This is a genomic window from Geodermatophilus sp. SYSU D01119 (assembly GCF_054049975.1).
Genome location: NZ_JBJGYL010000024.1, coordinates 43,806 through 65,837, shown reverse-complemented (window position 1 = coordinate 65,837; position 22,032 = coordinate 43,806). Strand labels below are relative to the sequence as shown.

Below are 22,032 nucleotides of genomic sequence, written 5' to 3'. Positions count from 1 at the left end.
CTCTGCCGCCGACCCCGGGCGCACCGCGGCTCGCTACCGTGCCGCCGTGGAGATCCGCCAGCTCGCCGTGCCGGACAGCTACGTGCTCGACCTGGTGCCGCACGGCGACGACCGCGGCCGGTTCACCGAGTGGTACCGGGCCGACGTGCTCGCGGGGGCGACCGGCTGGGCGCTGCCGCTGGCGCAGGCCAACCACAGCGTCTCGGCCCGCGGCGTGCTCCGCGGCGTGCACTTCGCGCTCGTCCCGCCGGGCCAGGCCAAGTACGTCTACTGCCCGGCCGGCCGGGTGCTCGACGTCGTCGTCGACGTGCGGGTCGGCTCCCCGACGTTCGGCGTCTCCGACTCCGTGCTGCTCGACGCGGCCGAGCCGCGCGCGGTGTTCCTCGCCGAGGGGCTCGGCCACGCGTTCCTCGCGCTGGAGGACGGCTCGTCGGTGACCTACCTGGTCTCCTCCGGTTACTCCCCCGGCCGCGAGTTCGGCGTCTCGCCGCTGGACCCCGAGCTGGACCTGCCCTGGCCGGCCGGCGTGGAGTTCGTCCTGTCGGACAAGGACCGCGCCGCGCCGACGCTGGCGGAGGCCCGCGCGCAGGGGACGCTGCCCACGATGGAGCAGTGCTCGGCCCGGTACGCGCAGCTGCGCGCCGGGGCCTAGGCGGGCGGCGGCCGCAGCCGCCCGGGCCGGGGGGACAGCCGGCCGACGACGCGGCCCACGGCGACGGCGGGCCCGAACGCCCGGCTGTCGTCGGTGACCAGCGGGTTGTCGCCGCGGACGTCGACGGCGCCGCCGTCGAGCAGCGCGTGCACCCGCTTGACCACGAGCAGGTCCGGCCGCGCGGGGAACCGGGCGAGGACGACGTCGCCGGGCGCCACCCGGCCGGCGCGCACCCGCCGCACGAGCAGCCGGTCGCCGTGGCGGACGGTCGGCGACATCGACGGCCCGCTCACCCGCGCCACCACCCACGCGCTGGCCAGCGGCGGGACGGGGCGCTCGCCGGGACGGGGCCTGATCACCGCGAGTAGGGTCGCAGACGACCCGATCCCGCGACATCCGGAGGAAGAGACATGCTGTTCAGCCGCGTGTTCTCCGCCGTGGAGGCCACCGCGCACTGCGACCTCCCCTGCGGTGTGTACGACCCGGCCCAGGCCCGCATCGAGGCGGAGTCCGTCAAGGCCATCCAGGAGAAGTACCAGGCCAACGAGGACCCGGCCTTCCGCACCCGCGCCATCCTGATCAAGGAGCAGCGCTCGGACCTGGTCAAGCACCACCTGTGGGTCCTGTGGACCGACTACTTCAAGCCGCCGCACTTCGAGAAGTACCCGCAGCTGCACGAGCTGTTCAACAAGGCCACCAAGCAGGCCGGCGCCGCCGGTGGCAAGGGCAGCATGGACCCGGCCGAGGGCCAGAAGCTGCTCGACTACATCGCCGAGATCGACAAGATCTTCTGGGAGACCAAGGCCGCGGCCTGATCCCGGAGCGCACGTCCCGACGGCCGGTGGGCACCCGCCCACCGGCCGTCGGCGTCCCCGCACCCCGGCCGGCGGCGCGCGTCGAGCGCGCCGGTGGCGGGTGAGCGGGCCTCCCGGAGCGCCCCGGTACCGTCGGACCTCGATGCGCATCGACCGGGCCGGGTGGCCCTTCATCACCGGACCGCTCGGCCCGGCCGCCGTGCTGGCCGCCGCCGGCGCGCGGACCGGACGCCGCTGGGCGCGGGTCGCCGCCTGGCCGTTCCTGGCGCTGTCGGCCTACATGGTGCTGTTCTTCCGCGACCCGGAGCGGCCCTGCGACCGCGTGGAGCCGCCGGCCGACGTCGTGGTCTCCCCCGCCGACGGGATGGTCATGGTCGCCGGGGAGCCGCAGGAGGGCGTCGCGCCCGAGCCCGCGCCGCCGGGCGGCTGGCAGCAGGTCAGCATCTTCCTCTCCGTCGTGGACGTGCACGTCAACCGCTCGCCCTACCGCGGCGAGGTGGTGGAGAGCTCCTACCGCAAGGGCAGCTTCCTCGCCGCCTACCGGGCCGAGTCGGCGCACCGCAACGAGCGCAGCGAGCTGTGGCTGCGCGACGGCGACCGGACCGTCGTCTTCCGCCAGCTGGTCGGGGTGCTCGCCCGCCGCATCGTCACGCGCACCGGCGTGGGGCAGCGGCTGGCCACCGGCGAGCGGTTCGGACTGATGAAGTTCGGCTCCCGGATGGACGTCTTCCTCCCCGCGGAGTGCGAGATCACCGTGCGGAAGGGCCAGCGCGTGCGGGGCGGGGACACCGTCATCGCCCGCTGGCCCGCCGCCGGCTGAGGCCCCCGGTGCCCAGTTCAGCGTCGGGTGAGGGCCGTCCGCCCACCCGGCGGCTCGCGACCGTCGAGTTCGTCCGCGGCTCGGTCCGGGGCAGCCGCCGCCGGGCGCTGGCCACGCTGCCCAGCCTGTTCACGCTCGGCAACATGATGTGCGGCTTCGCCGCGATCCTGGTGTCGATCCGCGGCCAGTTCTCGCTCGCCGCGGTGCTCATCGGCCTGTCGGTGCTCTTCGACATCGCCGACGGCGCGGTGGCCCGGCTGGTCCGCGCGGTCAGCGCCTTCGGCCTGCAGTTCGACTCCCTGGCCGACCTGGTCTCCTTCGGCCTGGCCCCCGCGCTGCTGGCCTTCACGCTGTTCTCCGAGGGCCGCGACGAGTGGGACCCGCTGGGCTGGGTCGTGTGCTTCCTCTGGGTGGCGTGCGCGGCGATCCGGCTGGCCCGCTTCAACACCACGGTCGACCCGACGGCCGACAAGCGGTACTTCACGGGCATGCCGAGCCCCGGCGCGGCCGGCGTCGTGCTGGCCTCGGTGTTCGCGTTCGGCGACCAGATGCAGGGCCGCGACCGGCTGTGGGTGCTGCTCATCGTCGCCGTCCCGGCGCTGCTGATGGTGAGCACCGTCCGGTTCCGCTCGTTCCGGTCGCTGGTGAGCCCGAAGAGCGGCCGCCCCTACGGGCTGGTCGCCGCGGCCGTCGCGCTCGTCGTCGGCTTCGCCACCGTGCCGGTCGTCACCGGCTGCGTGCTGGCCTACGGCTACCTGCTCGCGCCGGTGCTCAACCCGGTGCTGTCCCCGCTCGGCCGGCTGGTCCCGGAGCGGGTGCGCGAGGTGCTCACGTGAGCATCCGGCGGGTCGAGCCGGGCGACGTCCCCGCGGTCGTCGGCCTGGTCCGCGAGCTGGCCGAGTACGAGGAGGCCGCGCACGAGGTGCGGCTGACCGAGCAGCAGCTGCACGCCGCCCTGTTCGGCGACTCCCCCGCCCTGTTCGGTCACGTGGCCCTCGGCCCGGACGGCGACGTCGTCGGCACGGCGCTGTGGTTCCTCAACTTCTCCACCTGGCGCGGCACGCACGGCATCTACCTGGAGGACCTGTACGTGCAGCCGCGGCACCGCGGCACGGGCCTGGGCCGGGAGCTGCTGCGCACGCTCGCCGCCACCTGCGTCGAGCGCGGCTACGACCGCCTGGAGTGGTCGGTGCTCGACTGGAACGAGCCCTCGATCGCCTTCTACCGGGCGGCGGGCGCGGTGCCGATGGACGGGTGGACGGTGTTCCGGCTCACCGACGACGCCCTGACCGGCTTCGCGGCCGACCGGCGCGGTACGGCAGGCTGAGCGCGTGACGATCGAGCGCGGGCCCGCCGAGTGCTGGCTCACCGACATGGACGGCGTCCTCGTGCACGAGGGGCAGGCGCTGCCGGGGGCGGCGGAGTTCCTCGCCCGGCTGGTGGAGCGGCGGCGCCGCTTCCTGGTGCTCACCAACAACTCGATCTTCACCCCGCGCGACCTCGCGGCCCGGCTGTCGCGGTCGGGCCTGCAGGTGCCCGAGGAGTCGATCTGGACGTCGGCCCTCGCGACGGCGGACTTCCTCGCCACCCAGCTGCCGGGCGGCTCGGCGTACGTCATCGGCGAGGCGGGGCTGACGACGGCGCTCTACGAGGCCGGCTACACCCTCACCGACACCGCGCCGGACTTCGTCGTCCTCGGCGAGACCCGCACCTACTCGTTCGAGGCGATCACCCGGGCGATCCGGCTGGTCGACGCGGGCGCCCGGTTCATCGCCACCAACCCCGACGTCACCGGCCCCTCGCCGGAGGGCCCGCTGCCCGCGACCGGCTCGGTGGCCGCGCTGATCACCGCCGCCACCGGCGCCAAGCCCTACTTCGTGGGCAAGCCCAACCCGATGATGTTCCGCAGCGCGATGAACCGCATCGAGGCCCACTCGGAGTCCACGGTGATGATCGGCGACCGCATGGACACCGACGTCGTCGCCGGCATCGAGGCGGGCCTGGAGACGTTCCTGGTGCTCACCGGCTCGACGACGGCGGCGCAGGTGGCGCAGTTCCCGTTCCGGCCGAGCCGGGTGCTCGACTCGATCGCCGACGTCGTCGACCTGGTCTGAGGGCCCGCGCCGGCGGTCCCGGTCAGCGGTCCCGGTCAGCGGTCCCGGTCAGCGGTCCCGGTCAGCGGTCGAGGAACGCCAGGCGCGCCTCGGGCGTGGCCAGCAGGTACAGCTCGGTGAGCGCCAGCACGATGAGCGGGATGCCGAGCAGCGGCTGGCCGCCGGGGAACGCGGTGCTGTAGCCGAACAGGCCGAGCAGCAGCTGCAGGACGACGACCGGGCCGCGCGACCAGCCGGCCAGCCGCCGCAGGCCCGCCGCGGCGACGGCCAGCGCGACGCCGAAGATCGCCACGTAGACGACCTCGGCCAGCGCCCGGCCGACGCTGTCGGGGTCGCTGGTGAGGGTCAGCCAGAGGATCACCAGGGCGCCGCCGAGCAGCAGCGCGGCCTCGACGGCGGCCACCAGCGCCGCGCGCAGGACCGCCGGCGGGGCCTCGGGGGCGGGCGGCCGGGGCGGGCGCGACGAGGGCTGCGCGGCGCCGCCGAAGAGCCGTTCGGCCCGGCCGGGGCGGCGCGGGGTGTCCTCCTCCGTCACAGGAGCGAGGCTACGCGTCAGCGGTCACGCGCAGGCCGCGTCCGTGCCGGTCAGCGGCCCGTGCGCTGGTTAGCCTGGCCACATGCGTGCGCTCGTGGTGGCCAATCCCGCGGCGACGACGACGAACGGCCGGGTCCGCGACGTGCTCGTGGGCGCGCTGGCCAGCGAGCTGAAGGTCGACCTCGCCGAGACCACCCACCGCGGGCACGCCCGCGAGCTCGGGCGCCAGGCGCTGGCCGAGGGCTTCGACGTCGTCGTCGCGCTGGGCGGCGACGGCACCGTCAACGAGGTCGTCAACGGCCTGCTCACCGACGGGCCGGGCGCGCACGTGCCCACCCTCGCCGTCGTGCCCGGCGGCTCCACCAACGTGTTCTCGCGCGCGCTCGGCCGCTCCCGCGACCCGGTCGAGGCGACCGGGGAGATCCTCGACGCGCTGCGGGCCGGACGGACCCGGCGGGTGTCGCTGGGCACCGCCAGCGCCACCGGCACGAGCGCCGTCCCGGCGCGGGGCGTCGACGAGCGGGTCGCGGTGGCCGCGGCCGAGGCCGGCGCGGCCGAGCACGACGGGTGGACCGAGCCGCGGTGGTTCGTCTTCGCCGCGGGCCTCGGGTTCGACGCCGACGTGATCGCCCGGGTGGAGGCCCAGCGGGCGCGCGGGCGCCGCTCCACCGGGGTGCTGTACATCCGGGAGGCGACGCGTGCCTTCGTGCTCGGCCGGGAGCGGCGGCGCCCGGCGATGACGCTGGTCCGCCCCGGGGAGCCCGACCTCGACGGCCTGTTCCTCTGCCTGGTCTCCAACGTGAGCCCGTGGACCTACCTGGGCGCCCGCCCGGTGAACCCCAGCCCCGAGGCTTCCTTCGAGACCGGGCTCGACGTCTTCGCGATGGGCCGGATGGGCGTCCTGCGGATGCTGCACCACTCGCGGCAAGTGCTCGCCCGCCGCCCCGACGCCCGCGGCCGCGGGGTGCACCGCATGCACGACCTCGAGGGGGTCACCCTGACCGCCTCGCGGCCCCAGGGCTGGCAGCTCGACGGCGACCACCTGGGCACCGCGACCGGCCTGCGGGTGCACTCGGTGCCCTCGGCGCTGTCCGTCGTCGCCTGACGGTCCCGCCTCCAGCGACGTCCCGTCCGACGGGCCGCCCGGCCGCGCGCCGCGGTGCCCGACCTCGTCCCGCAGCGCGAGGTCGGGCACCGTCCGCGCGCGGGCCGGCGACCGCACCGCGGACGTCCCTCACGCACGCCGGAGAGCCCCTGTCAACGACCCCGGCACTGCCGAGTGGCGTCCCTAGCACGCCCGTGGTGAGGTTGCTCACGCGGGGTCGACCCAAGGCCCTCACGCGCTTGACACGCGGTCCTCAGGTGAAAACATCGCGAGAGGAAAGCAACCTGCCGGTAACAAACGGCGGGTGGTCGCTGGAACGGGGCGCTGGGTAACCGGTGTCGCGCCCGCGCGAGCGGCCCGTGGTCAGCGATCTGCAAGCACCGACGTAGTCGACACCGAGGAGTGCACCGACATGGACTGGCGCCACCGCGCCCTCTGCCGGGACGAGGACCCGGAGCTGTTCTTCCCCATCGGGACGACCGGCCCCGCCCTCGTGCAAGTCGAGCAGGCGAAGGCCGTGTGCCGTCGCTGCTCCGTCGTGGAGTCCTGCCTCGACTGGGCCCTGCGATCCGGCCAGGACTCGGGCGTGTGGGGCGGGCTCTCCGAGGACGAGCGGCGCGCGCTCAAGCGCCGCCAGTCCCGGGCCCGCGTCCGCGCCTGAGACACCCGCACCACCCGCCGCGAGGCCGGTTCCCCACCCGGGGGGCCGGCCTCGCGGCCGTTCAGCGGCGGTCGCGGCCGTTCAGCGGCGGTCGCGGCCGGCGCCCGGCAGCTCGAGCACGACCTCCGTGCCCGGGCGGCCCGGCCCCGGAGGGTCGGCCGGGGTCGTGGCGTGCAGCGCGCCGCCGAGCTCGCTGGTGACCAGCGTCCGCACGATCTGCAGGCCCAGCCCGTCGCTGTGCGCCGGGTCGAACCCCTCGGGCAGCCCCTGGCCGTCGTCGCGCACGCGCACGACGAGGTCGTCGCCGTCGCGCTCGGCCACCAGCTCGATCGCACCGGGTGGGCCGTCGGAGGGGAACGCGTGCTCGGCGGCGTTCTGCAGCAGCTCGGTCACCGCCATGACCAGCGGCGTCGCGGTCGCCGCGGGCAGCTCGCCGAAGCGTCCCACCCGCCGGGTGCGAGCCGCCGGGCCGATCGAGGTGAGGTCGCCGAGCATCGGCAGCACCTGGTCCATGACGTCGTCGACGTCGACCACGTCCTCCCGGCTGCCGGCCAGCGTCTCGTGCACGACGGCGATCGAGGCCACCCGCCGCACCGACTCCTCCAGCGCCGCCCGCGCCGCCGGCTCGGTCATCCGCCGGGCCTGCAGCCGCAGCAGCGCGGCGACGGTCTGCAGGTTGTTCTTCACGCGGTGGTGGATCTCGCGGATCGTCGCGTCCTTGGTGAGCAGCGCCCGGTCGCGGCTGCGCAGGTCGGTCACGTCGCGCACCAGCACCAGCGCCCCCTCCTCCGCGCCCGGCGCCTGCAGCGGCAGCGCCCGCACCAGCAGCACGGCCGAGGCCCCCTCGACGTCGGTGGGGTCGGGGAACCGCCCGGCCACCGCCGCGGCGATGCTCGCCGCCACGGCCTCGCCGGCCACCCGGTCCCAGGCCGCCGCGCGCGTGAGCTTCGCCAGGTCCGCGCCGACGAGGTCGCCGGTCACCCCGAGCCGCCGGTAGGCCGACAGGGCGTTGGGGCTGGCGTAGACGGCCCGCCCGGCCGCGTCCAGGCGCACCAGCCCGTCGCCCACCCGCGGGCTCATCTCGGCGTCGAGCAGCTTCTCCGGCGGGAACGTGCCGGCCGAGACCATCAGGCAGAGGTCGGCGGCGATGTCGAGGTAGGTGAGCTCCAGCGTCGACGGCGACCGGGTGACGGCGAGGTTGGTGTCCTTCGCCAGCACCGCGACGACGACGCCGTCGTGCCGCACCGGGATGATCTCCCGCCGCCGCGGCGCGGTGCCCGACCAGTCGACGTCGCCCTCGGTGACCGGACGGCCCTCGCGGTGCGCCAGCCGGAACGCGTCCGCGCCCGCGCCGTCGACCTCGCTGCCCACCAGGTCCTCGGGCTGGCTGGTGGGCGCGGTGAGCGGGCGCACCTGCGCCACGCACCACCACGCGCCGGTGCGCAGGGGCACCCACAGCGTGAGGTCGGCGAAGGCCAGGTCGGCCAGCAGCTGCCAGTCGGCCACCAGGCGCCGGGCGTGGTCGACCTGCGAGGGGGCGGTCGCCGAGCCGCGGTGCAGGCGTTCGGAGAGGGTGCTCATGGTGCCCCCGAGGGTAGGTGGGGCCGCTGCCTAGGCTCGGACGGCGTGGCGCTCCCCTCCCCCGTCCCGTCCCCCGTGCGCGTCGAGGACGCCGTCCGCGCCGACTGGCCGCGCATCGCGGAGCTCACCGCCGGCGTCTACCGCGCCGAGCGCCTCGCCTCCGACGAGTACCAGGCGGAGCTCGCCGACGTCGCCGGCCGGGCGGGCCGCTCGCAGCTGCTCGTCGCCCGCGACGGCGGCGTCGTGGTGGGCGCGGTCGCCCTGGTGCTCGAGGGTGACTTCGGCGAGGTCACCGACTCCGACGACGAGGCGGCCTTCCGGATGCTCGTCGTCGACCCGGTGGCGCGCGGGCGCGGCGTCGGCGAGGCCCTCGTGCGGGTCTGCCTCGACCGCGCGCGGGCGGCCGGCAAGCGGCGCATGGTGCTCTCGACCGACCCGCGGATGACCGCCGCGCACCGGCTCTACGGCCGGCTGGGCTTCACCCGGCTGCCGGAGCGCGACTGGAGCCCGCGCCCGGGCATCGACCTGCTGGTGTACGCGCTGCAGCTGTGAGGCTCAGGCGTCGCCGACGGTGGCGATGAGGTCACCCTCCTGCAGCACCTCGCCCTCGACGACGTGCAGCTCCTGCACGACGCCGGCGCGCTCGGTGAGCACCGGGATCTCCATCTTCATCGACTCGAGGATCACCAGCGTGTCCCCCGCCGCGACCTCGGTCCCCGGTGCGACGAGGACCTTCCAGACGCTGGAGACCATCTCGGCGTGGATCTCCTCGACCGCCACGCGGCACCCCCTCGGCTCGGAGACCCCATCCAACCAGGCGGGGTGCCGGGCAGCAGCGGTGGCGGCCCTCAGGCGCCCGGCGCCGGGTCGCCCGCGGCGAGCCGGTCGAGGACCGCGCACACCTCGGCGCCGTCGTGCGGGACCCCGGTCTCCGGCAGGTCCGACAGGGCCGCGCCGGCCGCTCGGGCGGCGGTGGCGGTGTCGGCCGCGCCGGCGCTGACGGTGGCCAGCAGCGCGTCGTACCAGGGGTCGAGGCGGTCGCCGGGGTCGTAGCCGCTGACCGCGACCACCTCGGTCCCGCCGGTGGCGCCGCGCAGCCGCCCGGAGGCGGGCAGCCGGCCGCTCACCCGCCCGGCGCGTCCGGGCGGCAGGGTCGAGCGCAGCTGCACGACGACGGCGGCGCGCGGCGGGTGCTCCTCGGCCGTGCGGCGGCGCGGCGCCCGGCGGCCGGCGGCGGTGGCCAGCGCCAGGTCGACGGCGTCGACGCGGTGCGCCCGCTCCAGGACCGCCATGTCGAGGGAGAAGCCGGCCGCCACCTCGCCGAGCTCGCCGTCCTCGGAGACGCCGACGGTGACCAGCCCCCGCCAGCCGACGTCGACCAGCCGCTGGGCGCCGCGCGGCCCCTCCCCGGCCGGGGGGGGGGTCCCGGAGACGCGGGCGATCCCGGCGCCGGGGTGGGGCCCCCCCCCCCCCCCCCCCCCCCCCCCCCCCCCCCCCCCCCCCCCCCCCCCCCCCCCCCCCCCCCCCCCCCCCCCCCCCCCCCCCCCCCCCCCCCCCCCCCCCCACCTCCCCGGCCGGGTCGGGCGTCCAGGAGACGCGGGCGATCCCGGCGGCGCGGTCGCGGGCGACCGCCGTCGGGTAGCGCAGGCCCTCCTCGGTGACCAGCGCCAGCAGGCCGTGCTCGCTGGCCGGCTCGACGCCGTCGCCGCCGAGCCGCTCGAGCACCTCGGCCGGCGGCCCCACCCAGGTCAGCCCCGCCGCGGCCACCTCGGCGGCCAGCCCCGCGTTGCCGGCCAGCGCCGGCGGCACCGGCAGCACCGCGCCCGCGCCGCTGCGGCGGGCGGCCTCGACCACCCGGTCGACGGCGAGGTAGGACTCCGCCGCGGGCGCCGGGCCGAGCAGCACGGCGTCGTCGGCCAGCCGGACGTGCCGGGCGGTGCGCTCGGCCTCGGAGTAGACGGCGACCGCCTTGACCCCGAGCCGGGAGCAGGCGGCGATCACCGCACAGGCGGCGGGACCCCGCCCCGCCACGAGCACGCTCTCGATCCCGTGCTGCGCCACGCTCCGGTCCTCCCCGTCCCGAGCCGGGTCCCCGTCGTCCCGGCTCCCCTCATCGTGCCCCCCGCCTGCGACACCCGCCGCACCGGCCGGGGCGCACTCCCCCGCCTGTGGGACCCTGGAGGCAGACCCGGCGGTCGCCTCACGGCGCACCGCGACCCGACGACGGAGGAAGGAGGGCAGCGATGTCCAAGCGTGGACGCAAGCGTCGCTCCCGCAAGGGGAGCAAGGCCAACCACGGCAAGCGCCCCAACGCCTGAGCGCGAACGCGACAGCGCCCCGCACCGGAGTCCGGTGCGGGGCGCTGTCGCGTGTGGGGGCTCAGTCCTCGAGGTCGGCCCGGACCACCTCGGTGCTCACCTGCTCGACGCTGACGTGCGTGCCGTCCTCGTCGAAGGAAACCGTGGTCAGCTGCAGCTTGATCCGCTCGCGCAGGCCCATCGGCGTCGGGTCGCCCCCGCAGCGGCGGCGGACCAGCGCCTTGAACTCCTGCTCGATGCCGAACTGCCGCAGACAGGGCGAGCAGTCCTCGAGGTGCTCGGCGATGACCGCGCGGCGGGCGTCGTCGGTCTCGTGGTCGAGGAACTCGAAGACGTGGCTGAGGACGTCGTCGCAGGAGGTCGCGTGCTCGTGGTCGGTGGTCACGACCGGCCCTCCTCGGCGGCGCCGGCGCGGACGAAGCCGCGCTCGCGGGCGTAGTCGGCCAGCAGCTTCTGCAGGCCCCGCCGGCCGCGGTGCAGCCGGGACATCACCGTGCCGATGGGCGTGCCCATGATCTCGGCGATCTCCTTGTAGGCGAAGCCCTCGACGTCGGCCAGGTACACCGCCAGCCGGAAGTCCTCCGGCAACTGCTGCAGGGCCTCCTTGATGTCGGAGTCCGGCAGGTGGTCCAGCGCCTCGATCTCGGCCGACCGCAGCCCGCTGGAGCTGTGCTCCTCCGCCGCGTACAGCTGCCAGTCCTGCACCTGGTCGGTGGGGTACTGCTGCGGCTGCCGCTGCTTCTTGCGGTAGCTGTTGATGTAGGTGTTGGTCAGGATCCGGTACAGCCAGGCCTTGAGGTTCGTGCCCTCGGCGAACTGGTGGAACGCGGAGTAGGCCTTGACGAAGGTCTCCTGGACCAGGTCCTCGGCGTCGGCGGGGTTGCGGGTCATCCGCAGCGCCGCCGGGTAGAGCTGGTCGAGGTAGGGCAGCGCGTCGCGCTCGAAGCGCGCGTCGCGCTCGGCGCGGGTCTCGGCGACCTCGGTGCGGCTGCCGCCCTCGCGGGCCTCGGGCACCTCGACCGGCGCCCCCGGGACCTGCGGGGTCTCGACCGGCTCGACGGCGGGGTTCCCGCCCGCGGACTCCTCAGGCACCGACCGTCCTCTCTGCGGCGCCCGGGTGCGGGCGACCACGTCGGACGATCCTAGTCGCGCGGCGTCGGGACGGCCCGGGGGCCGCCGGCGCGGGGCCCGCGTGCGGGCGAGGGAGACGGTGCTGCTCACGGTCGCTGCAACGGCGGCCCCCCGGGCGTGCATTCCCCGCGGGCCGCTCGTCCACCGAACTCGGCGGCGCCGGGCGGCGGCGGTGGATACGCTGCCCGGCCGTGGCGGCGACTCCCGCGGTGCGGGCTCTGGAGAAGGCCGGCGTGGCGCACACGCTGCACCCCTACGACCCGGAGCACCCCTCCGACCAGGGGCACGGCGAGGCGGCGGTGGCCGCGCTCGGTGCCGATCCGCGGCAGGTGTTCAAGACGCTGGTCACCCGCGTGGACGGCGTCCTGACCGTCGCCGTCGTGCCGGTGGCCGGCACCCTCGACCTCAAGGCGCTGGCCGCCGCGGCCGGCGGGCGGAAGGCGGCGATGGCCGACCCCGCCGACGCCGAGCGCACCACCGGCTACGTGCTCGGCGGGATCAGCCCGCTCGGCCAGCGCAAGGCGCTGCCGACGGTGGTCGACGACTCGGCGCTGGGCTTCGCGACGGTGATGGTCAGCGCCGGGCGCCGCGGCCTGCAGGTGGAGCTGCCGCCGGCCGAGCTGGTGCGCCTCACCCGCGCCCGCACCGCCCCGATCGGCCGCTAGACGTCCGCCTCCGGCCGCACGACGCCCCCCGCCGGGGCTCTCCTCCCCGCGATCACGGAGGCCCCGTGGCGACACGCCGCGCGGCACCGGCGGGTCGCCACCGCAGCTCCATGATCGCGGTGGGAACAGGCCGGTGAGAGGACGGACGGGCCGGCAGGGGGCAGCCGGTCAGGCGTCCGGGGCGCCGTAGGGGGTGAGCAGCTGGTCGACCGGCGCCGCGTCGTCGGTGAGCACCCGCGCGTCGCCGGCGAAGGTGGCCACCTCGTCGGCGGAGGCCACCTGCCAGGTGGAGTCCTGGGCCAGCAGGGCGTCGGCCAGGGCGTCCTCGTCGAGCGGCCGGTGCGCGGCGACGGCGACCAGGTTCCCGCCGTCCTCCCCCGCCAGCACCGGCGCCCGGGCCAGCAGCAGCACGTGCGGCCACACCTCGCGCATCGTGGCCAGCTCCGCGCGGGCGAACGACAGCGGCGGGTTGTCGATGAGGTTGGCGACGTAGACGCCGTCGTCGGTGAGCGCCCGGTCGACCAGCCCCAGCGCCTCCACCGTGGTCAGCTGCCACGGCACCGACAGCCCGCCGAAGGCGTCGCCGACGACGAGGTCGCGGCTGCCGGCGTCCTCGTCGGCGAGCCCGACCCGGGCGTCCCCGACCCGCACCTCGAGCTCCGCGGACTCCTCGAGCCCGAGCCGCTCGCGGTCGATCTCGACGACGCCGGGGTCGACCTCCAGCACCCGGCTCGTGGTGCCCGGCCGCACCTCGGCGAGGTAGCGCGGCACCGTGGCCCCGCCGCCGCCCAGGTGCAGCGCCGACAGCGGCTCCCCGGCCGGGGCGACGACGTCGGTGACCGCGGCGATCGCGCGGACGTACTCGAACTCCAGGTACGTGGGGTCGGCGAGGTCGACGTAGCTGTGCCGCAGGGTGTCGAGGAGCAGCACCCGGCCGGACTCCCGCTCGGGGTCGGCCACCACGCGGGCGCAGTGGTAGGCGGTCTCCTCCTCGCACGGCGTGGGCGCGACGGCGGCCAGCAGCGACCCGGCGACGGCGAGCAGCAGCAGCGCGGCCGGCAGCCGCCCGCCGCCGCCCGGGGCCGAGCGGCGCAGCAGCACGAACACCGCGATCCCGGCGAGCACGGTGACCAGCCCCGTGCCCACGAGGATGCCGCTGCTGGGGAACACCGCGACCAGGACGAAGCCGGTGGCGAAGGTGGCCGCGATCCCGCCGAGCGTGCCGATGCCGGACAGCTTCCCGACCACCGCCCCGGTCTCGGCCAGGCTGGCCAGCTGCAGCTTGACCACCATCGGCGGCACCGCCGACAGCAGCGCGGCGGGCACCACGACGGCGACGGCGGCCAGCAGCAGCACGCTCCCGGCGTCGGCGCCGGTGAGGAACGACCCGGCGAAGCGCACCAGCGGCAGGACGGCGACCACCAGCGCGCCGCCGGCCACCAGCAGCGGCGCGATCAGCGCGCGCGGGTCCCGCTTGTCGGCCGTGGCGCCGCCGGCCCACGCGCCGATCGCGATGGCGGCCAGCGCGAAGCCGATGACGGCGGTGTTGGTCTGCAGGGTGATGCCGACGTAGGGCGCGATGAGGCGCAGCCCGACGATCTCGAGCACCAGCACCGCCCCGGAGGACAGGAAGGTGACCCCGGCGGCCACCCACCCGGGCAGCGCGGCGCCGGCCGGAGCGGGCGGGTCGGTCGACGGGACGGCGGGCGCGCGCTCGCTCAGGGCAGGTCTCCTCAGAAGAGCGCCGGCTGGTCGGCGGGGGCGCTGGTGCCCTCCACCCGGGTCAGCAGCTCGGCGCCGTTGTTGCGGACGTTGTTCACCGCGGTGCCGACGGGGCGCAGCTCCAGCGCCTCCACGACCTCCGGCGGGGTCGGCCCGGTGAGCGCCTCGACGTCGTCGCGCGACGGGTCGAGCCACTCGGCCCAGCGCTCGCGGGGCAGCACCAGCGGCATCCGGTCGTGGATCTCGGTGAGCGCACCGACGGCGGGGGCGGTGACGACGGTGCAGGTGTAGAGGCGGTCCTCGCCCTTCCCCCACACCTCGTAGAGGCCCGCCATCGCGAGCACCGACCCGTCGGCCGGGTGGATGAAGAAGGGCTGCTTGCCCGGGGAGTCCAGCTTCTTCTGCCACTCGTACCAGCCGTCGGCCGGCACCAGGCAGCGCCGGGAACGGGCGGCCGAGCGGAAGGCCGGCTTCTCGGTGAGCGACTCGACCCGGGCGTTGAGCAGCCGGTTGCCGATCGAGGCGTCCTTGGCCCAGGAGGGCACCAGGCCCCAGCGCACCGCCCGCAGCTCGCGGTGGCCGGCGCCGGTGGGGCTGCCCTCGGCGTCGCGCTCCCGCTTGGTGCGCACGACGTAGACGTCCTTGGTGGGCGCGACGTTGAAGTCGGCCCGCAGGGGCTCCTGCCCCTCGGCGGGGACGGCCTCGAACTCGACCACGAGGTCCTCGGGACGGCGGCTGGCGGCGTAGCGACCACACACGGCTGGTCCTCCCGGCGGCTGTCGGGCCCGGACGGCGGGCCCGTCGCCCCCGACTCTAGGTGGGGGGACCGACGGTGCGACTGCCCCGGGCGGCCGCGGGTAGGCCGGGGGTGGAGTCGACGCCGACGAGAGACGAGGATCACCCAGGTGACCGCGACACAGAGCCCCACGCACGAGCAGCCGAAGACCGCGAGCGAGTCCGCCGAGCGGCGCTACGCGACGGTCAACCCCTTCACCGGCCAGGTCGAGAAGGAGTTCGACTTCACCCCGACCGAGGCCATCGACGGGATCGTCGGGAAGGCGCACGCCGCCTACCAGGAGTGGCGGGAACGGCCGGTCGAGGACCGCGCCGCGGTGGTCCGCCGCGCCGCCGAGCTGATGGACGAGCGGCGCGAGGAGCTCGCGTCGATCATCACCACCGAGATGGGCAAGCGCCGCGACGAGGCGACCGGCGAGCTCTACCTCTGCTCGATGATCCTCAAGTACTACGCCGACAACGGCCCCGGCTTCCTCGAGCCCACGCCGATCCAGCCGCTCATGGGCAAGGGCGAGGCCGTCGTCGAGACGAAGCCGGTCGGCGTCCTGCTGGCCATCGAGCCGTGGAACTACCCCTTCTACCAGGTGGTCCGCGTGGCCGGCCCCAACCTGGTGCTGGGCAACACCGTCATCCTCAAGCACGCCGAGATCACCCCGCAGTGCGCGGTCGCGATCGAGCAGCTGTTCACCGACGCCGGCGCGCCCGAGGGCGTCTTCACCAACACGTTCCTGCGCATCGAGGACGTCGAGCAGGTCATCGCCGACCCCCGCATCCAGGGCGTGACCCTGACCGGCAGCGAGCGGGCGGGCAGCGCGGTGGGCGCGCTGGCCGGCAAGTACCTGAAGAAGTCGGTGCTCGAGCTCGGCGGCAGCGACCCGTTCATCGTGCTCGACGCCGAGGACATGGCCGCCACGGTCAAGGCCGCGACCATGGGCCGGATGCAGAACACCGGCCAGGCCTGCACCGCCTCCAAGCGGCTGATCGTCACCGAGGAGAACTACGAGCCCTTCGTCGAGGGCCTCAAGCAGGCGTTCGGCACCTTCGCCCCCGGCGACCCGGCCGACAAGGCGACGTCGCTGGCCCCGCTGTCGAGCGAGCGCGCGGCGAAGGACCTGCACGCGCAGATCCAGGACGCGATCGACAAGGGCGCCACGGTCGTCACCGGCGGCGGGCGCCCCGACCACCCGGGCGCCTTCGTCGAGCCGACGATCCTCACCGACGTCACGCCGGAGATGCGCGCCTACCGCGAGGAGCTGTTCGGCCCGGCCGCCGTCGTCTACAAGGTGAAGGACGCCGACGAGGCGGTCGCGCTGGCCAACGACAGCGACTTCGGCCTCGGCGCCACCGTCATGAGCAGCGACGTCGACCGCGCCCGCGCGGTGGCCGAGCGGCTCGAGGCCGGCATGGTCTGGATCAACCAGCCCACCGGCTCCTCCCCCGAGCTGCCCTTCGGCGGGATCAAGCGGTCCGGCTACGGCCGCGAGCTCTCGGAGTTGGCGATGTTCGAGTTCGCCAACCGGCGGCTGGTCCGCACGGTGCCGGTGAAGAAGGCCGACCGGCCGGTCGGCGGCTGAGCGTGCGCGGAGCGGCGTCGGCCGGGCCAGGCAGGATGGACCCGTGAGCCAGGTCTGGTCGACGCCGCACCGCAGCACCCCGGTCGACGCCGTGGTGGCGCTGCCCGGCTCGAAGTCGATCACCGCGCGGGCCCTGGTGCTCGCCGCGCTGGCCGACGGACCGAGCCGGGTGGTGCGCCCGCTGCGGGCCCGCGACACCGACCTCATGGCCGCCGGGCTGCGGGCGCTCGGGGTGCGCATCGACGAGGACGGTGCCGACTGGCTCGTCACCCCCGGCCCGCTGCGCGGCCCGGCCGAGGTGGACGCCGGGCTGGCCGGCACCGTGCTGCGCTTCCTGCCGCCGGTGGCCGCCCTCGCCGAGGGTCCGGTGCGGCTCGACGGCGACCCGCGGCTGCGCGAGCGCCCCAACGCCGGGCTGATCGCCGCGCTGCGCGCCCTGGGCGTCGAGGTCGACGACGGCGGCCGCGGCCGGGCGCCGTTCACCGTGCACGGCACCGGCGGGGTCCGCGGCGGCGCCGTGACCGTCGACGCGAGCGAGTCCTCGCAGATCGTCTCCGGGCTGCTGCTGGCCGCCGCCCGCTTCGGCGACGGCGTCGACCTGGCGCTGGCCGGCGGGGTGCCCTCGATGCCGCACGTGGAGATGACCGTCGCCGCGCTGCGCGAGCACGGCGTCGACGTCGCGGCCACCGACCGGGGCTGGCGGGTGGCGCCCGGGCGCCTCGCCCCGCTCGACCGCGTCGTCGAGCCCGACCTGTCCAACGCCGCGCCGTTCCTCGCCGCCGCGCTGGTCACCGGCGGCCGGGTGACCGTGCCCGACTGGCCGGCGGCCACCACCCAGCCCGGCGCGCAGCTCGACGCGCTGCTGTCGCGGATGGGCGCCGAGGTGGAACGCACGCCCGAGGGGCTGCGGGTCACCGGCACCGGCCGGATCGCGCCGCTGGTGGCCGACCTCGGCGACGTCGGCGAGCTGACCCCGGTGCTCGCCGCGCTGTGCGCGCTGGCCGACGGGACCTCCCGGCTCACCGGCATCGGGCACCTGCGCGGCCACGAGACCGACCGGCTGCAGGCCCTCGACGAGGTGCTGACCGCCGTCGGGGCGCGGGTCGAGCAGCTGCCCGACGGGCTGGTCGTCACCCCCGGCGCGGGCCGCGCCGCGCTCGTCGACTCCTACGCCGACCACCGCATGGTGCACGCCGCCGCCGTCCTCGGCCTCGCCGTCGACGGCGTCCGGGTGTCCGGCCCCGAGGCGGTGACCAAGACGCTGCCCGACTTCCGGGAGCGCTGGGCCGGGATGCTCGGCACGACCGCGGGGGTGGGCTCCTGAGCCCGCGGCGGCTCGACAGCCGGTCGGACGAGGACGACGTCCGGACCCGGCCCAGCCGCCGGGGCTCGCGCCCGCGCACCCGCACGCGCCCGGCGCACGCCGACGCCGTCCCCGGCCTGGTCGTCGGGGTGGACCGCGGGCGGATGACCGTGCGCGTCGAGGGGCCCGGCGGCGTCCCGCAGGAGGTCACCGCGATGCGCGCGCGGGAGCTGGGACGGCACGGCGTCGTCGTGGGCGACCTGGTGCGGCTGGTCGGCGACACCACCGGCCGGCCCGACACCCTCGCCCGCATCGTGGTCATCGAGGAGCGGACGACGTCGCTGCGGCGCACCGCCGACGACACCGACCCGACCGAGCGCGTGGTCGTCGCCAACGCCGAGCTGCTCGTCGTCGTCACGTCGGTGACCGACCCGGAGCCCGCGCTGGGCTTCCTGGACCGCTGCCTGGTCGCGGCGTTCGCCGGTGGCCTGTCGCCGCTGTTCTGCCTCACCAAGACCGACCTGGCCAGCGCCCAGCCGCTGCTGGACCGCTACGCCGGACTCGACGTCGACGCGGTGCCGATGTCGAGGGAGGCGCCACTGGAGCCGCTGCTGGCGCGCATCGGCGGGCGCACCAGCGTCTTCGTCGGGCAGTCCGGGGTGGGCAAGTCGACGCTGGTCAACCGGCTGGTCCCCGACGCGTTCCGGGCCACCGGCGACGTCAGCAAGATCGGCAAGGGGCGGCACACGTCGTCGTCGGCGGTGCTGTTCGACCTGCCCGGCGGCGGCACGGTCATCGACACCCCGGGCATCCGCTCGCTGGGCCTGGCGCACGTCACCGCCGACGACGTCGTCGCGGCGTTCGACGACCTCGCCGAGGCCGCCGCCGACTGCCCGCCCGGGTGCGGGCACTCCGCCGACGACCCCGACTGCGCGCTGGACGCCTGGGCCGCCGAGGGGCCGGCCAACCGGGCCGAGCGGCTGGCCAGCGTGCGGCGGCTGCTCGACGCCGTGGGACAGCTCGGTCCGGGCCACTAGGAGGTCGCCGTGGAGCAGCAGGTCCACTTCCTGACCCTCGCCACCGCCGACCTCGGCGCGGCGCGGCGCTTCTACGTCGAGGGACTGGGCTGGACGCCGCTGCTCGACGTGCCCGGCGAGATCGTCTTCTTCCAGGTCGCGCCGGGCACGGTGCTGGCCTTCTTCGAGACGGCGGGCTTCGCCCGGGACCTCGGCACCGGGCCCGCGCGCCCGGAGGTGTCCGGGGTGACGCTGGCGCACAACGTGGCCGACCGGGCCGCCGTCGCGGAACTGACCGAGCGCATGGCCGCGCACGGCGGGACGGTGCTCACCCCTCCCGGGGAGGGCGCGTTCGGCGGCGTCTTCCACGCGCTGGTCCGCGACCCGAACGGCGTCGTCTGGGAGGTCGCGCACAACCCCGGCTGGTCGGTCGACCCCGACGGCACGGTGCGGCTGGCTCAGCCGGACTGACGGCCCGGCGCCGCGTCCGCGCCCCGGCCGGGGCCGGTCGGGCGGGTCGGGCGGGGCGCCGGGACGAACAGGCCGTCGGCCATCGGCTCGTCCACGGCCTCGACCACCACCTCGTGGCCGTTGCCGGCGAACGTCCCGTCGAGAGCCTCGGTGAGGACGCAGACACCGGTGCCGACGTCCAGCCGGACCCGGGACGCCGTCGGGTACACGAGGTCGCGCGCCTCCCCCCACTCGAGGCGGTCGACCTCCGGGTCGTGCAGCAGGGAGCAGCACCCGCAGCGCGGCTCGTAGGTGGCCGTCGTGGCGACGACGGCCTCCCAGGCGGGCCGGCCGCCGTGCTCGACCTCCCGCACCGCGCCGATCCCGAGCGGCGGCCCGGCCGGCTCGCCGGTGTCCCGGTCGCGGCCGTCGGCGAACTCGACCGGGTCGAGCAGGGCGACGAAGGAGTAGTCCTGCCACATCGGGTCGTCGGCCTGCGCGCGGTCCCACGGGCGGACGGCGACCAGCCCGTCGGGGCGGCGCACCGGCTCCGCGGGCGGCTCGGGCGCCGGGGCGGGCCCACCCGCCCACGCGCCGAGCAGCACGGTCCCCTGGCCGGGGAGCTCGTGGACGACGTCCAGCAGGGCCCCGTCGAGGCTCTCCACGCGCAGCCGGCCCGGGCGCCGCAGCCGGACGCGGACGGCGCCCTCGGACCGCCCGTGGCGGAGGGTGAACCGCAGGGTGCGGAACAGCCACGGCGAGGAGCGGGCGAGCGCGCGGAAGTCGTCGGCCGTCGGGGTGGTCACCGGCCGAGTGTGTCCTCCGCGGGAGACGGGACTACACGTCCACCCAGCCGCCGGAGCGCCAGTACTCCCCCGCCTCCCGCGACAGCAGCCCCTCGTCGACGAGGTACCGGCGCAGCGCCGCGGTGTCGGGGTGCCACACCGCGAGCAGCGCGTTGACCTCGCGCTCGGGATAGCGGACGCCGACGTCGAACACCCGCACCACGTGCTCGAGCACCACCCGGCGCTTGGTCAGCTGCGCCGGGATGGTCGTCAGCCGGCCGTCGCGGATGAACGCGGCCAGCACCGCGGACTCCGCCGGGTCGTCCGACAGCGGCTCGGCCGGCGGCGCCGAGGCGGCCGCGGCCCGCGCGGCGGCGCCGAAGCGGTCGGTCAGCAGCTCCAGGACGTGCCCGTCGCGGCGCACCAGCCCCGCGCGGGCGAGCCGGCGGGCGGCCAGGGCGACGTCCTTGAGCGAGAGCCCCGAGGCGCCGGCGACCTCCTCGATCGTCCCGGCGCCGAGCGCCAGCGCCGCCACCACCTTCAACCGGGTGGGATCGGCCAGGAGCCCCACGATCGTCGCCGCCTCCACGCCAGCGACGGTATCCGCGCATCGACGCACGTGGGCGGGGGTAGCGGGACGCCATGGTGAGCCCCATCGACATCCAGAAGGCCCTCAAGGGCATCGACTACCCGGCCAGCAAGGAGCAGATCCTCGAGCACGCCAAGGGCGGCGACAAGGACGTCATCGACGCCCTGCAGAAGATCGAGGACCGCGAGTACGAGGGTCCCAGCGGCGTGAGCGCCGCGGTGTTCGACTGACGTCCCGCTAGGTTCGGTGCCCATGACACCGGGCCGGGACTTCACGGGGGACATGCACCTGGCGCACGTGCTGGCCGACCAGGCGGACTCCATCAGCATGGACCGCTTCCGGGCGCTCGACCTCGCGGTCGAGACCAAGCCGGACCTGACGCCGGTCACCGACGCCGACCGCGCCGTCGAGGAGCAGCTGCGGATCACCCTCGCCCGGGCCCGCACCCGCGACGCCGTGCTCGGCGAGGAGTTCGGCGTCACCGGGCACGGACCGCGGCGCTGGGTGCTCGACCCCATCGACGGGACGAAGAACTTCGTCCGCGGCGTGCCGGTCTGGGCGACGCTCATCGCGCTGTTCGACGGCGACGAGGCGGTCGTCGGCCTGGTCTCCGCGCCGGCCCTGAACCGCCGCTGGTGGGCGGCCAAGGACGTCGGCGCGTGGACCGGCCGGCGCCTGGAGTCGGCGACGCGCTGCCGGGTGTCGGGCGTCTCCGAGCTCGGCGACGCCAGCCTGTCCTACTCCAGCCTGTCGGGCTGGGAGGAGCGCGGCCTGCTCGACGGGTTCCTCGACCTCACCCGCGCGTCCTGGCGCACCCGCGCCTACGGCGACTTCTGGAGCTACGTGCTCCTGGCCGAGGGCGCGGTCGACGTGGCGTGCGAGCCGGAGGTCTCGCTGTGGGACCTCGCCGCGCTCGACGTCATCGTGCGGGAGGCCGGCGGCCGGTTCACCGACCTCACCGGCGTCCCGGGCCCCGCGGGCGGCAGCGCGCTGGCCACCAACGGCCTGCTGCACGACGCCGCGCTCGCGCACCTGCGGCCGCCGCCGGACGCCGCGGCCTGACACACGACGACGGCGGCCCCTCCCGGCTCGGGAGGGGCCGCCGTCGTGTGCGGTGCGGAGACCTACGGGCGGGGACCGCCCGTGCCACGGCCACCGGAGAACCGGCGGCGCGCGTCGTCGATGCGGGCCTTGGTCTTCGGGTCCTTCGCCAGCTGCTGGGCCTTGGCCGAGACCTGCCTGAGCGCCTGCTGGCCCTTGGGACTGCGGGCGAACTGGGCCACCTTGTCGAACACCGACGCCATGTCGGGTGCCTCCTCTCGCCGGGGCCCGCAGCCGGGCCCGTTCGCCGTCATCAACGGACGCCCCGCCCCCGCCGTTCCCCGCGGCAGTCCGGACGAC

General features: G+C 76.1%; 30 protein-coding genes and 1 pseudogene. 18 read left to right on the top strand and 13 right to left on the bottom strand.

Annotation, left to right across the window (positions count from 1 at the left end):
• Positions 1-46: 46 nt before the first annotated feature.
• Entirely contained in the window at positions 47-652 is a 606-nt protein-coding gene (locus ACI79X_RS17650) for a dTDP-4-dehydrorhamnose 3,5-epimerase family protein (RefSeq protein WP_457026717.1), read from the top strand.
• Here ACI79X_RS17650 and ACI79X_RS17645 read toward each other — a convergent pair.
• On the bottom strand, positions 649-1,011 hold the full coding sequence (locus ACI79X_RS17645; protein ID WP_457026716.1) for a S26 family signal peptidase: 363 nt from the start codon (positions 1,009-1,011) through the stop codon (positions 649-651). The two genes, ACI79X_RS17650 and ACI79X_RS17645, sit on opposite strands and share 4 nt — an antisense overlap.
• A gap of 51 nt (positions 1,012-1,062) precedes the next feature.
• On the opposite strand from ACI79X_RS17645, the gene sodN reads away from it, so the two are divergent.
• The 5 genes from sodN to ACI79X_RS17620 all read left to right on the top strand — a co-directional run bounded on the left by sodN (position 1,063) and on the right by ACI79X_RS17620 (position 4,401).
• Positions 1,063-1,467, top strand: coding sequence for a superoxide dismutase, Ni (gene sodN / locus ACI79X_RS17640; protein WP_073421650.1), 405 nt, complete (start codon positions 1,063-1,065; stop codon positions 1,465-1,467).
• A gap of 142 nt (positions 1,468-1,609) precedes the next feature.
• Positions 1,610-2,287: a phosphatidylserine decarboxylase gene (locus tag ACI79X_RS17635; RefSeq protein WP_457026715.1), complete on the top strand. Its 678-nt coding sequence runs from the start codon at positions 1,610-1,612 to the stop codon at positions 2,285-2,287.
• Positions 2,288-2,295: 8 nt separating this feature from the next.
• Positions 2,296-3,123 carry a CDP-diacylglycerol--serine O-phosphatidyltransferase gene (pssA, locus tag ACI79X_RS17630; RefSeq protein ID WP_457026714.1) on the top strand — a complete coding sequence of 276 codons (828 nt, stop codon included), beginning with the start codon at positions 2,296-2,298 and terminating at the stop codon, positions 3,121-3,123.
• Complete coding sequence (locus ACI79X_RS17625; protein WP_457026713.1) at positions 3,120-3,614, top strand: N-acetyltransferase family protein; 495 nt, start codon at positions 3,120-3,122, stop codon at positions 3,612-3,614. The genes pssA and ACI79X_RS17625 overlap by 4 nt, the downstream gene beginning before the upstream one ends.
• A gap of 4 nt (positions 3,615-3,618) precedes the next feature.
• Positions 3,619-4,401, top strand: coding sequence for an HAD-IIA family hydrolase (locus ACI79X_RS17620; protein ID WP_457026712.1), 783 nt, complete (start codon positions 3,619-3,621; stop codon positions 4,399-4,401).
• Between the two features lie 61 nt (positions 4,402-4,462).
• Here the strand turns inward: ACI79X_RS17620 and ACI79X_RS17615 are convergent, their stop codons facing one another.
• Positions 4,463-4,936 carry a hypothetical protein gene (locus tag ACI79X_RS17615; RefSeq protein ID WP_457026711.1) on the bottom strand — a complete coding sequence of 158 codons (474 nt, stop codon included), beginning with the start codon at positions 4,934-4,936 and terminating at the stop codon, positions 4,463-4,465.
• Between the two features lie 82 nt (positions 4,937-5,018).
• Here ACI79X_RS17615 and ACI79X_RS17610 point away from each other — a divergent pair, with 82 nt between their 5' ends.
• Positions 5,019-6,041, top strand: a complete 1,023-nt coding sequence (locus ACI79X_RS17610) for a diacylglycerol/lipid kinase family protein (RefSeq protein ID WP_457026710.1) — start codon at positions 5,019-5,021, stop codon at positions 6,039-6,041.
• A 412-nt stretch (positions 6,042-6,453) separates the two neighbouring features.
• Positions 6,454-6,702 carry a WhiB family transcriptional regulator gene (locus ACI79X_RS17605; RefSeq protein ID WP_457026709.1) on the top strand — a complete coding sequence of 83 codons (249 nt, stop codon included), beginning with the start codon at positions 6,454-6,456 and terminating at the stop codon, positions 6,700-6,702.
• Between the two features lie 81 nt (positions 6,703-6,783).
• Here the strand turns inward: ACI79X_RS17605 and ACI79X_RS17600 are convergent, their stop codons facing one another.
• Positions 6,784-8,283 (bottom strand): sensor histidine kinase, encoded by a 1,500-nt coding sequence (locus ACI79X_RS17600; RefSeq protein WP_457026708.1) that lies wholly within the window; start codon positions 8,281-8,283, stop codon positions 6,784-6,786.
• A gap of 45 nt (positions 8,284-8,328) precedes the next feature.
• Here ACI79X_RS17600 and ACI79X_RS17595 point away from each other — a divergent pair, with 45 nt between their 5' ends.
• The gene (locus tag ACI79X_RS17595; RefSeq protein WP_457026707.1) at positions 8,329-8,835 is read left to right on the top strand and encodes a GNAT family N-acetyltransferase; all 507 of its coding nucleotides are present in this window, start codon (positions 8,329-8,331) and stop codon (positions 8,833-8,835) included.
• A 3-nt stretch (positions 8,836-8,838) separates the two neighbouring features.
• Here ACI79X_RS17595 and ACI79X_RS17590 read toward each other — a convergent pair whose 3' ends face one another.
• Entirely contained in the window at positions 8,839-9,063 is a 225-nt protein-coding gene (locus ACI79X_RS17590; RefSeq protein ID WP_073421641.1) for a biotin/lipoyl-binding carrier protein, read from the bottom strand.
• 68 nt (positions 9,064-9,131) lie between these two features.
• On the bottom strand, positions 9,132-9,599 hold the full coding sequence (locus ACI79X_RS17585) for a hypothetical protein (RefSeq protein WP_457026706.1): 468 nt from the start codon (positions 9,597-9,599) through the stop codon (positions 9,132-9,134).
• Between the two features lie 341 nt (positions 9,600-9,940).
• Here ACI79X_RS17585 and ACI79X_RS17580 point away from each other — a divergent pair, with 341 nt between their 5' ends.
• The gene (locus ACI79X_RS17580) at positions 9,941-10,156 is read left to right on the top strand and encodes a hypothetical protein (protein ID WP_457026705.1); all 216 of its coding nucleotides are present in this window, start codon (positions 9,941-9,943) and stop codon (positions 10,154-10,156) included.
• Here the strand turns inward: ACI79X_RS17580 and ACI79X_RS17575 are convergent.
• A pseudogene (locus ACI79X_RS17575) lies at positions 10,063-10,284 on the bottom strand (biotin carboxylase N-terminal domain-containing protein); the annotation flags it as partial. The gene ACI79X_RS17580 and the pseudogene ACI79X_RS17575 overlap by 94 nt on opposite strands.
• Before the next feature lie 242 nt (positions 10,285-10,526).
• On the opposite strand from ACI79X_RS17575, the gene ACI79X_RS17570 reads away from it, so the two are divergent.
• Positions 10,527-10,601, top strand: a complete 75-nt coding sequence (locus tag ACI79X_RS17570) for a 50S ribosomal protein bL37 (RefSeq protein WP_099459150.1) — start codon at positions 10,527-10,529, stop codon at positions 10,599-10,601.
• A gap of 61 nt (positions 10,602-10,662) precedes the next feature.
• Here ACI79X_RS17570 and rsrA read toward each other — a convergent pair whose 3' ends face one another.
• Entirely contained in the window at positions 10,663-10,986 is a 324-nt protein-coding gene (gene rsrA, locus ACI79X_RS17565) for a mycothiol system anti-sigma-R factor (RefSeq protein WP_457026704.1), read from the bottom strand.
• On the bottom strand, positions 10,983-11,693 hold the full coding sequence (locus ACI79X_RS17560; protein WP_457026703.1) for a sigma-70 family RNA polymerase sigma factor: 711 nt from the start codon (positions 11,691-11,693) through the stop codon (positions 10,983-10,985). The genes rsrA and ACI79X_RS17560 overlap by 4 nt, the downstream gene beginning before the upstream one ends.
• A gap of 230 nt (positions 11,694-11,923) precedes the next feature.
• On the opposite strand from ACI79X_RS17560, the gene ybaK reads away from it, so the two are divergent.
• On the top strand, positions 11,924-12,397 hold the full coding sequence (gene ybaK, locus ACI79X_RS17555) for a Cys-tRNA(Pro) deacylase (RefSeq protein ID WP_457026702.1): 474 nt from the start codon (positions 11,924-11,926) through the stop codon (positions 12,395-12,397).
• 168 nt (positions 12,398-12,565) lie between these two features.
• Here the strand turns inward: ybaK and ACI79X_RS17550 are convergent, their stop codons facing one another.
• Together ACI79X_RS17550 and ACI79X_RS17545 are read right to left on the bottom strand one after the other, a co-directional pair.
• Entirely contained in the window at positions 12,566-14,047 is a 1,482-nt protein-coding gene (locus ACI79X_RS17550; RefSeq protein WP_457026701.1) for a fused MFS/spermidine synthase, read from the bottom strand.
• Positions 14,048-14,130: 83 nt separating this feature from the next.
• Positions 14,131-14,877 (bottom strand): SOS response-associated peptidase, encoded by a 747-nt coding sequence (locus ACI79X_RS17545; protein WP_457026700.1) that lies wholly within the window; start codon positions 14,875-14,877, stop codon positions 14,131-14,133.
• Between the two features lie 147 nt (positions 14,878-15,024).
• On the opposite strand from ACI79X_RS17545, the gene ACI79X_RS17540 reads away from it, so the two are divergent.
• The 4 genes from ACI79X_RS17540 to ACI79X_RS17525 all read left to right on the top strand — a co-directional run bounded on the left by ACI79X_RS17540 (position 15,025) and on the right by ACI79X_RS17525 (position 19,278).
• A complete protein-coding gene (locus ACI79X_RS17540) occupies positions 15,025-16,488 on the top strand; it encodes an NAD-dependent succinate-semialdehyde dehydrogenase (protein WP_457026699.1) in 1,464 nt (487 codons plus the stop codon).
• 43 nt (positions 16,489-16,531) lie between these two features.
• Entirely contained in the window at positions 16,532-17,812 is a 1,281-nt protein-coding gene (aroA, locus tag ACI79X_RS17535; protein WP_457026698.1) for a 3-phosphoshikimate 1-carboxyvinyltransferase, read from the top strand.
• A 143-nt stretch (positions 17,813-17,955) separates the two neighbouring features.
• Positions 17,956-18,828, top strand: a complete 873-nt coding sequence (rsgA, locus tag ACI79X_RS17530) for a ribosome small subunit-dependent GTPase A (protein WP_457026697.1) — start codon at positions 17,956-17,958, stop codon at positions 18,826-18,828.
• Between the two features lie 9 nt (positions 18,829-18,837).
• On the top strand, positions 18,838-19,278 hold the full coding sequence (locus tag ACI79X_RS17525) for a VOC family protein (RefSeq protein ID WP_457026696.1): 441 nt from the start codon (positions 18,838-18,840) through the stop codon (positions 19,276-19,278).
• On the opposite strand, the gene ACI79X_RS17520 is transcribed toward ACI79X_RS17525, so the two are convergent.
• Together ACI79X_RS17520 and ACI79X_RS17515 are read right to left on the bottom strand one after the other, a co-directional pair.
• Positions 19,266-20,063 (bottom strand): hypothetical protein, encoded by a 798-nt coding sequence (locus ACI79X_RS17520; protein WP_457026695.1) that lies wholly within the window; start codon positions 20,061-20,063, stop codon positions 19,266-19,268. The two genes, ACI79X_RS17525 and ACI79X_RS17520, sit on opposite strands and share 13 nt — an antisense overlap.
• A gap of 31 nt (positions 20,064-20,094) precedes the next feature.
• Complete coding sequence (locus tag ACI79X_RS17515) at positions 20,095-20,631, bottom strand: DUF2087 domain-containing protein (RefSeq protein WP_457026694.1); 537 nt, start codon at positions 20,629-20,631, stop codon at positions 20,095-20,097.
• A 53-nt stretch (positions 20,632-20,684) separates the two neighbouring features.
• Here ACI79X_RS17515 and ACI79X_RS17510 point away from each other — a divergent pair, with 53 nt between their 5' ends.
• Both ACI79X_RS17510 and ACI79X_RS17505 read left to right on the top strand, forming a co-directional pair.
• Positions 20,685-20,861 carry a DUF2795 domain-containing protein gene (locus tag ACI79X_RS17510; protein WP_457026693.1) on the top strand — a complete coding sequence of 59 codons (177 nt, stop codon included), beginning with the start codon at positions 20,685-20,687 and terminating at the stop codon, positions 20,859-20,861.
• 22 nt (positions 20,862-20,883) lie between these two features.
• Positions 20,884-21,693, top strand: coding sequence for an inositol monophosphatase family protein (locus ACI79X_RS17505; protein WP_457026692.1), 810 nt, complete (start codon positions 20,884-20,886; stop codon positions 21,691-21,693).
• A 62-nt stretch (positions 21,694-21,755) separates the two neighbouring features.
• On the opposite strand, the gene ACI79X_RS17500 is transcribed toward ACI79X_RS17505, so the two are convergent.
• On the bottom strand, positions 21,756-21,986 hold the full coding sequence (locus tag ACI79X_RS17500; RefSeq protein WP_457026691.1) for a hypothetical protein: 231 nt from the start codon (positions 21,984-21,986) through the stop codon (positions 21,756-21,758).
• Positions 21,987-22,032: the final 46 nt, after the last annotated feature.

Excerpts from the sequence above, each read along its gene's own strand:
- rsgA (WP_457026697.1), top strand. The coding sequence starts at position 17,956 with ATGACCGTGCGCGTCGAGGGGCCCGGCGGCGTCCCGCAGGAGGTCACC.
- ACI79X_RS17635 (WP_457026715.1), top strand. The coding sequence starts at position 1,610 with ATGCGCATCGACCGGGCCGGGTGGCCCTTCATCACCGGACCGCTCGGC.
- ACI79X_RS17505 (WP_457026692.1), top strand. The coding sequence starts at position 20,884 with ATGACACCGGGCCGGGACTTCACGGGGGACATGCACCTGGCGCACGTG.
- ACI79X_RS17600 (WP_457026708.1), bottom strand. The coding sequence starts at position 8,283 with ATGAGCACCCTCTCCGAACGCCTGCACCGCGGCTCGGCGACCGCCCCC.
- sodN (WP_073421650.1), top strand. The coding sequence starts at position 1,063 with ATGCTGTTCAGCCGCGTGTTCTCCGCCGTGGAGGCCACCGCGCACTGC.
- ACI79X_RS17510 (WP_457026693.1), top strand. The coding sequence starts at position 20,685 with ATGGTGAGCCCCATCGACATCCAGAAGGCCCTCAAGGGCATCGACTAC.
- ACI79X_RS17605 (WP_457026709.1), top strand. The coding sequence starts at position 6,454 with ATGGACTGGCGCCACCGCGCCCTCTGCCGGGACGAGGACCCGGAGCTG.
- ACI79X_RS17610 (WP_457026710.1), top strand. The coding sequence starts at position 5,019 with ATGCGTGCGCTCGTGGTGGCCAATCCCGCGGCGACGACGACGAACGGC.
- ACI79X_RS17500 (WP_457026691.1), bottom strand. The coding sequence starts at position 21,986 with ATGACGGCGAACGGGCCCGGCTGCGGGCCCCGGCGAGAGGAGGCACCC.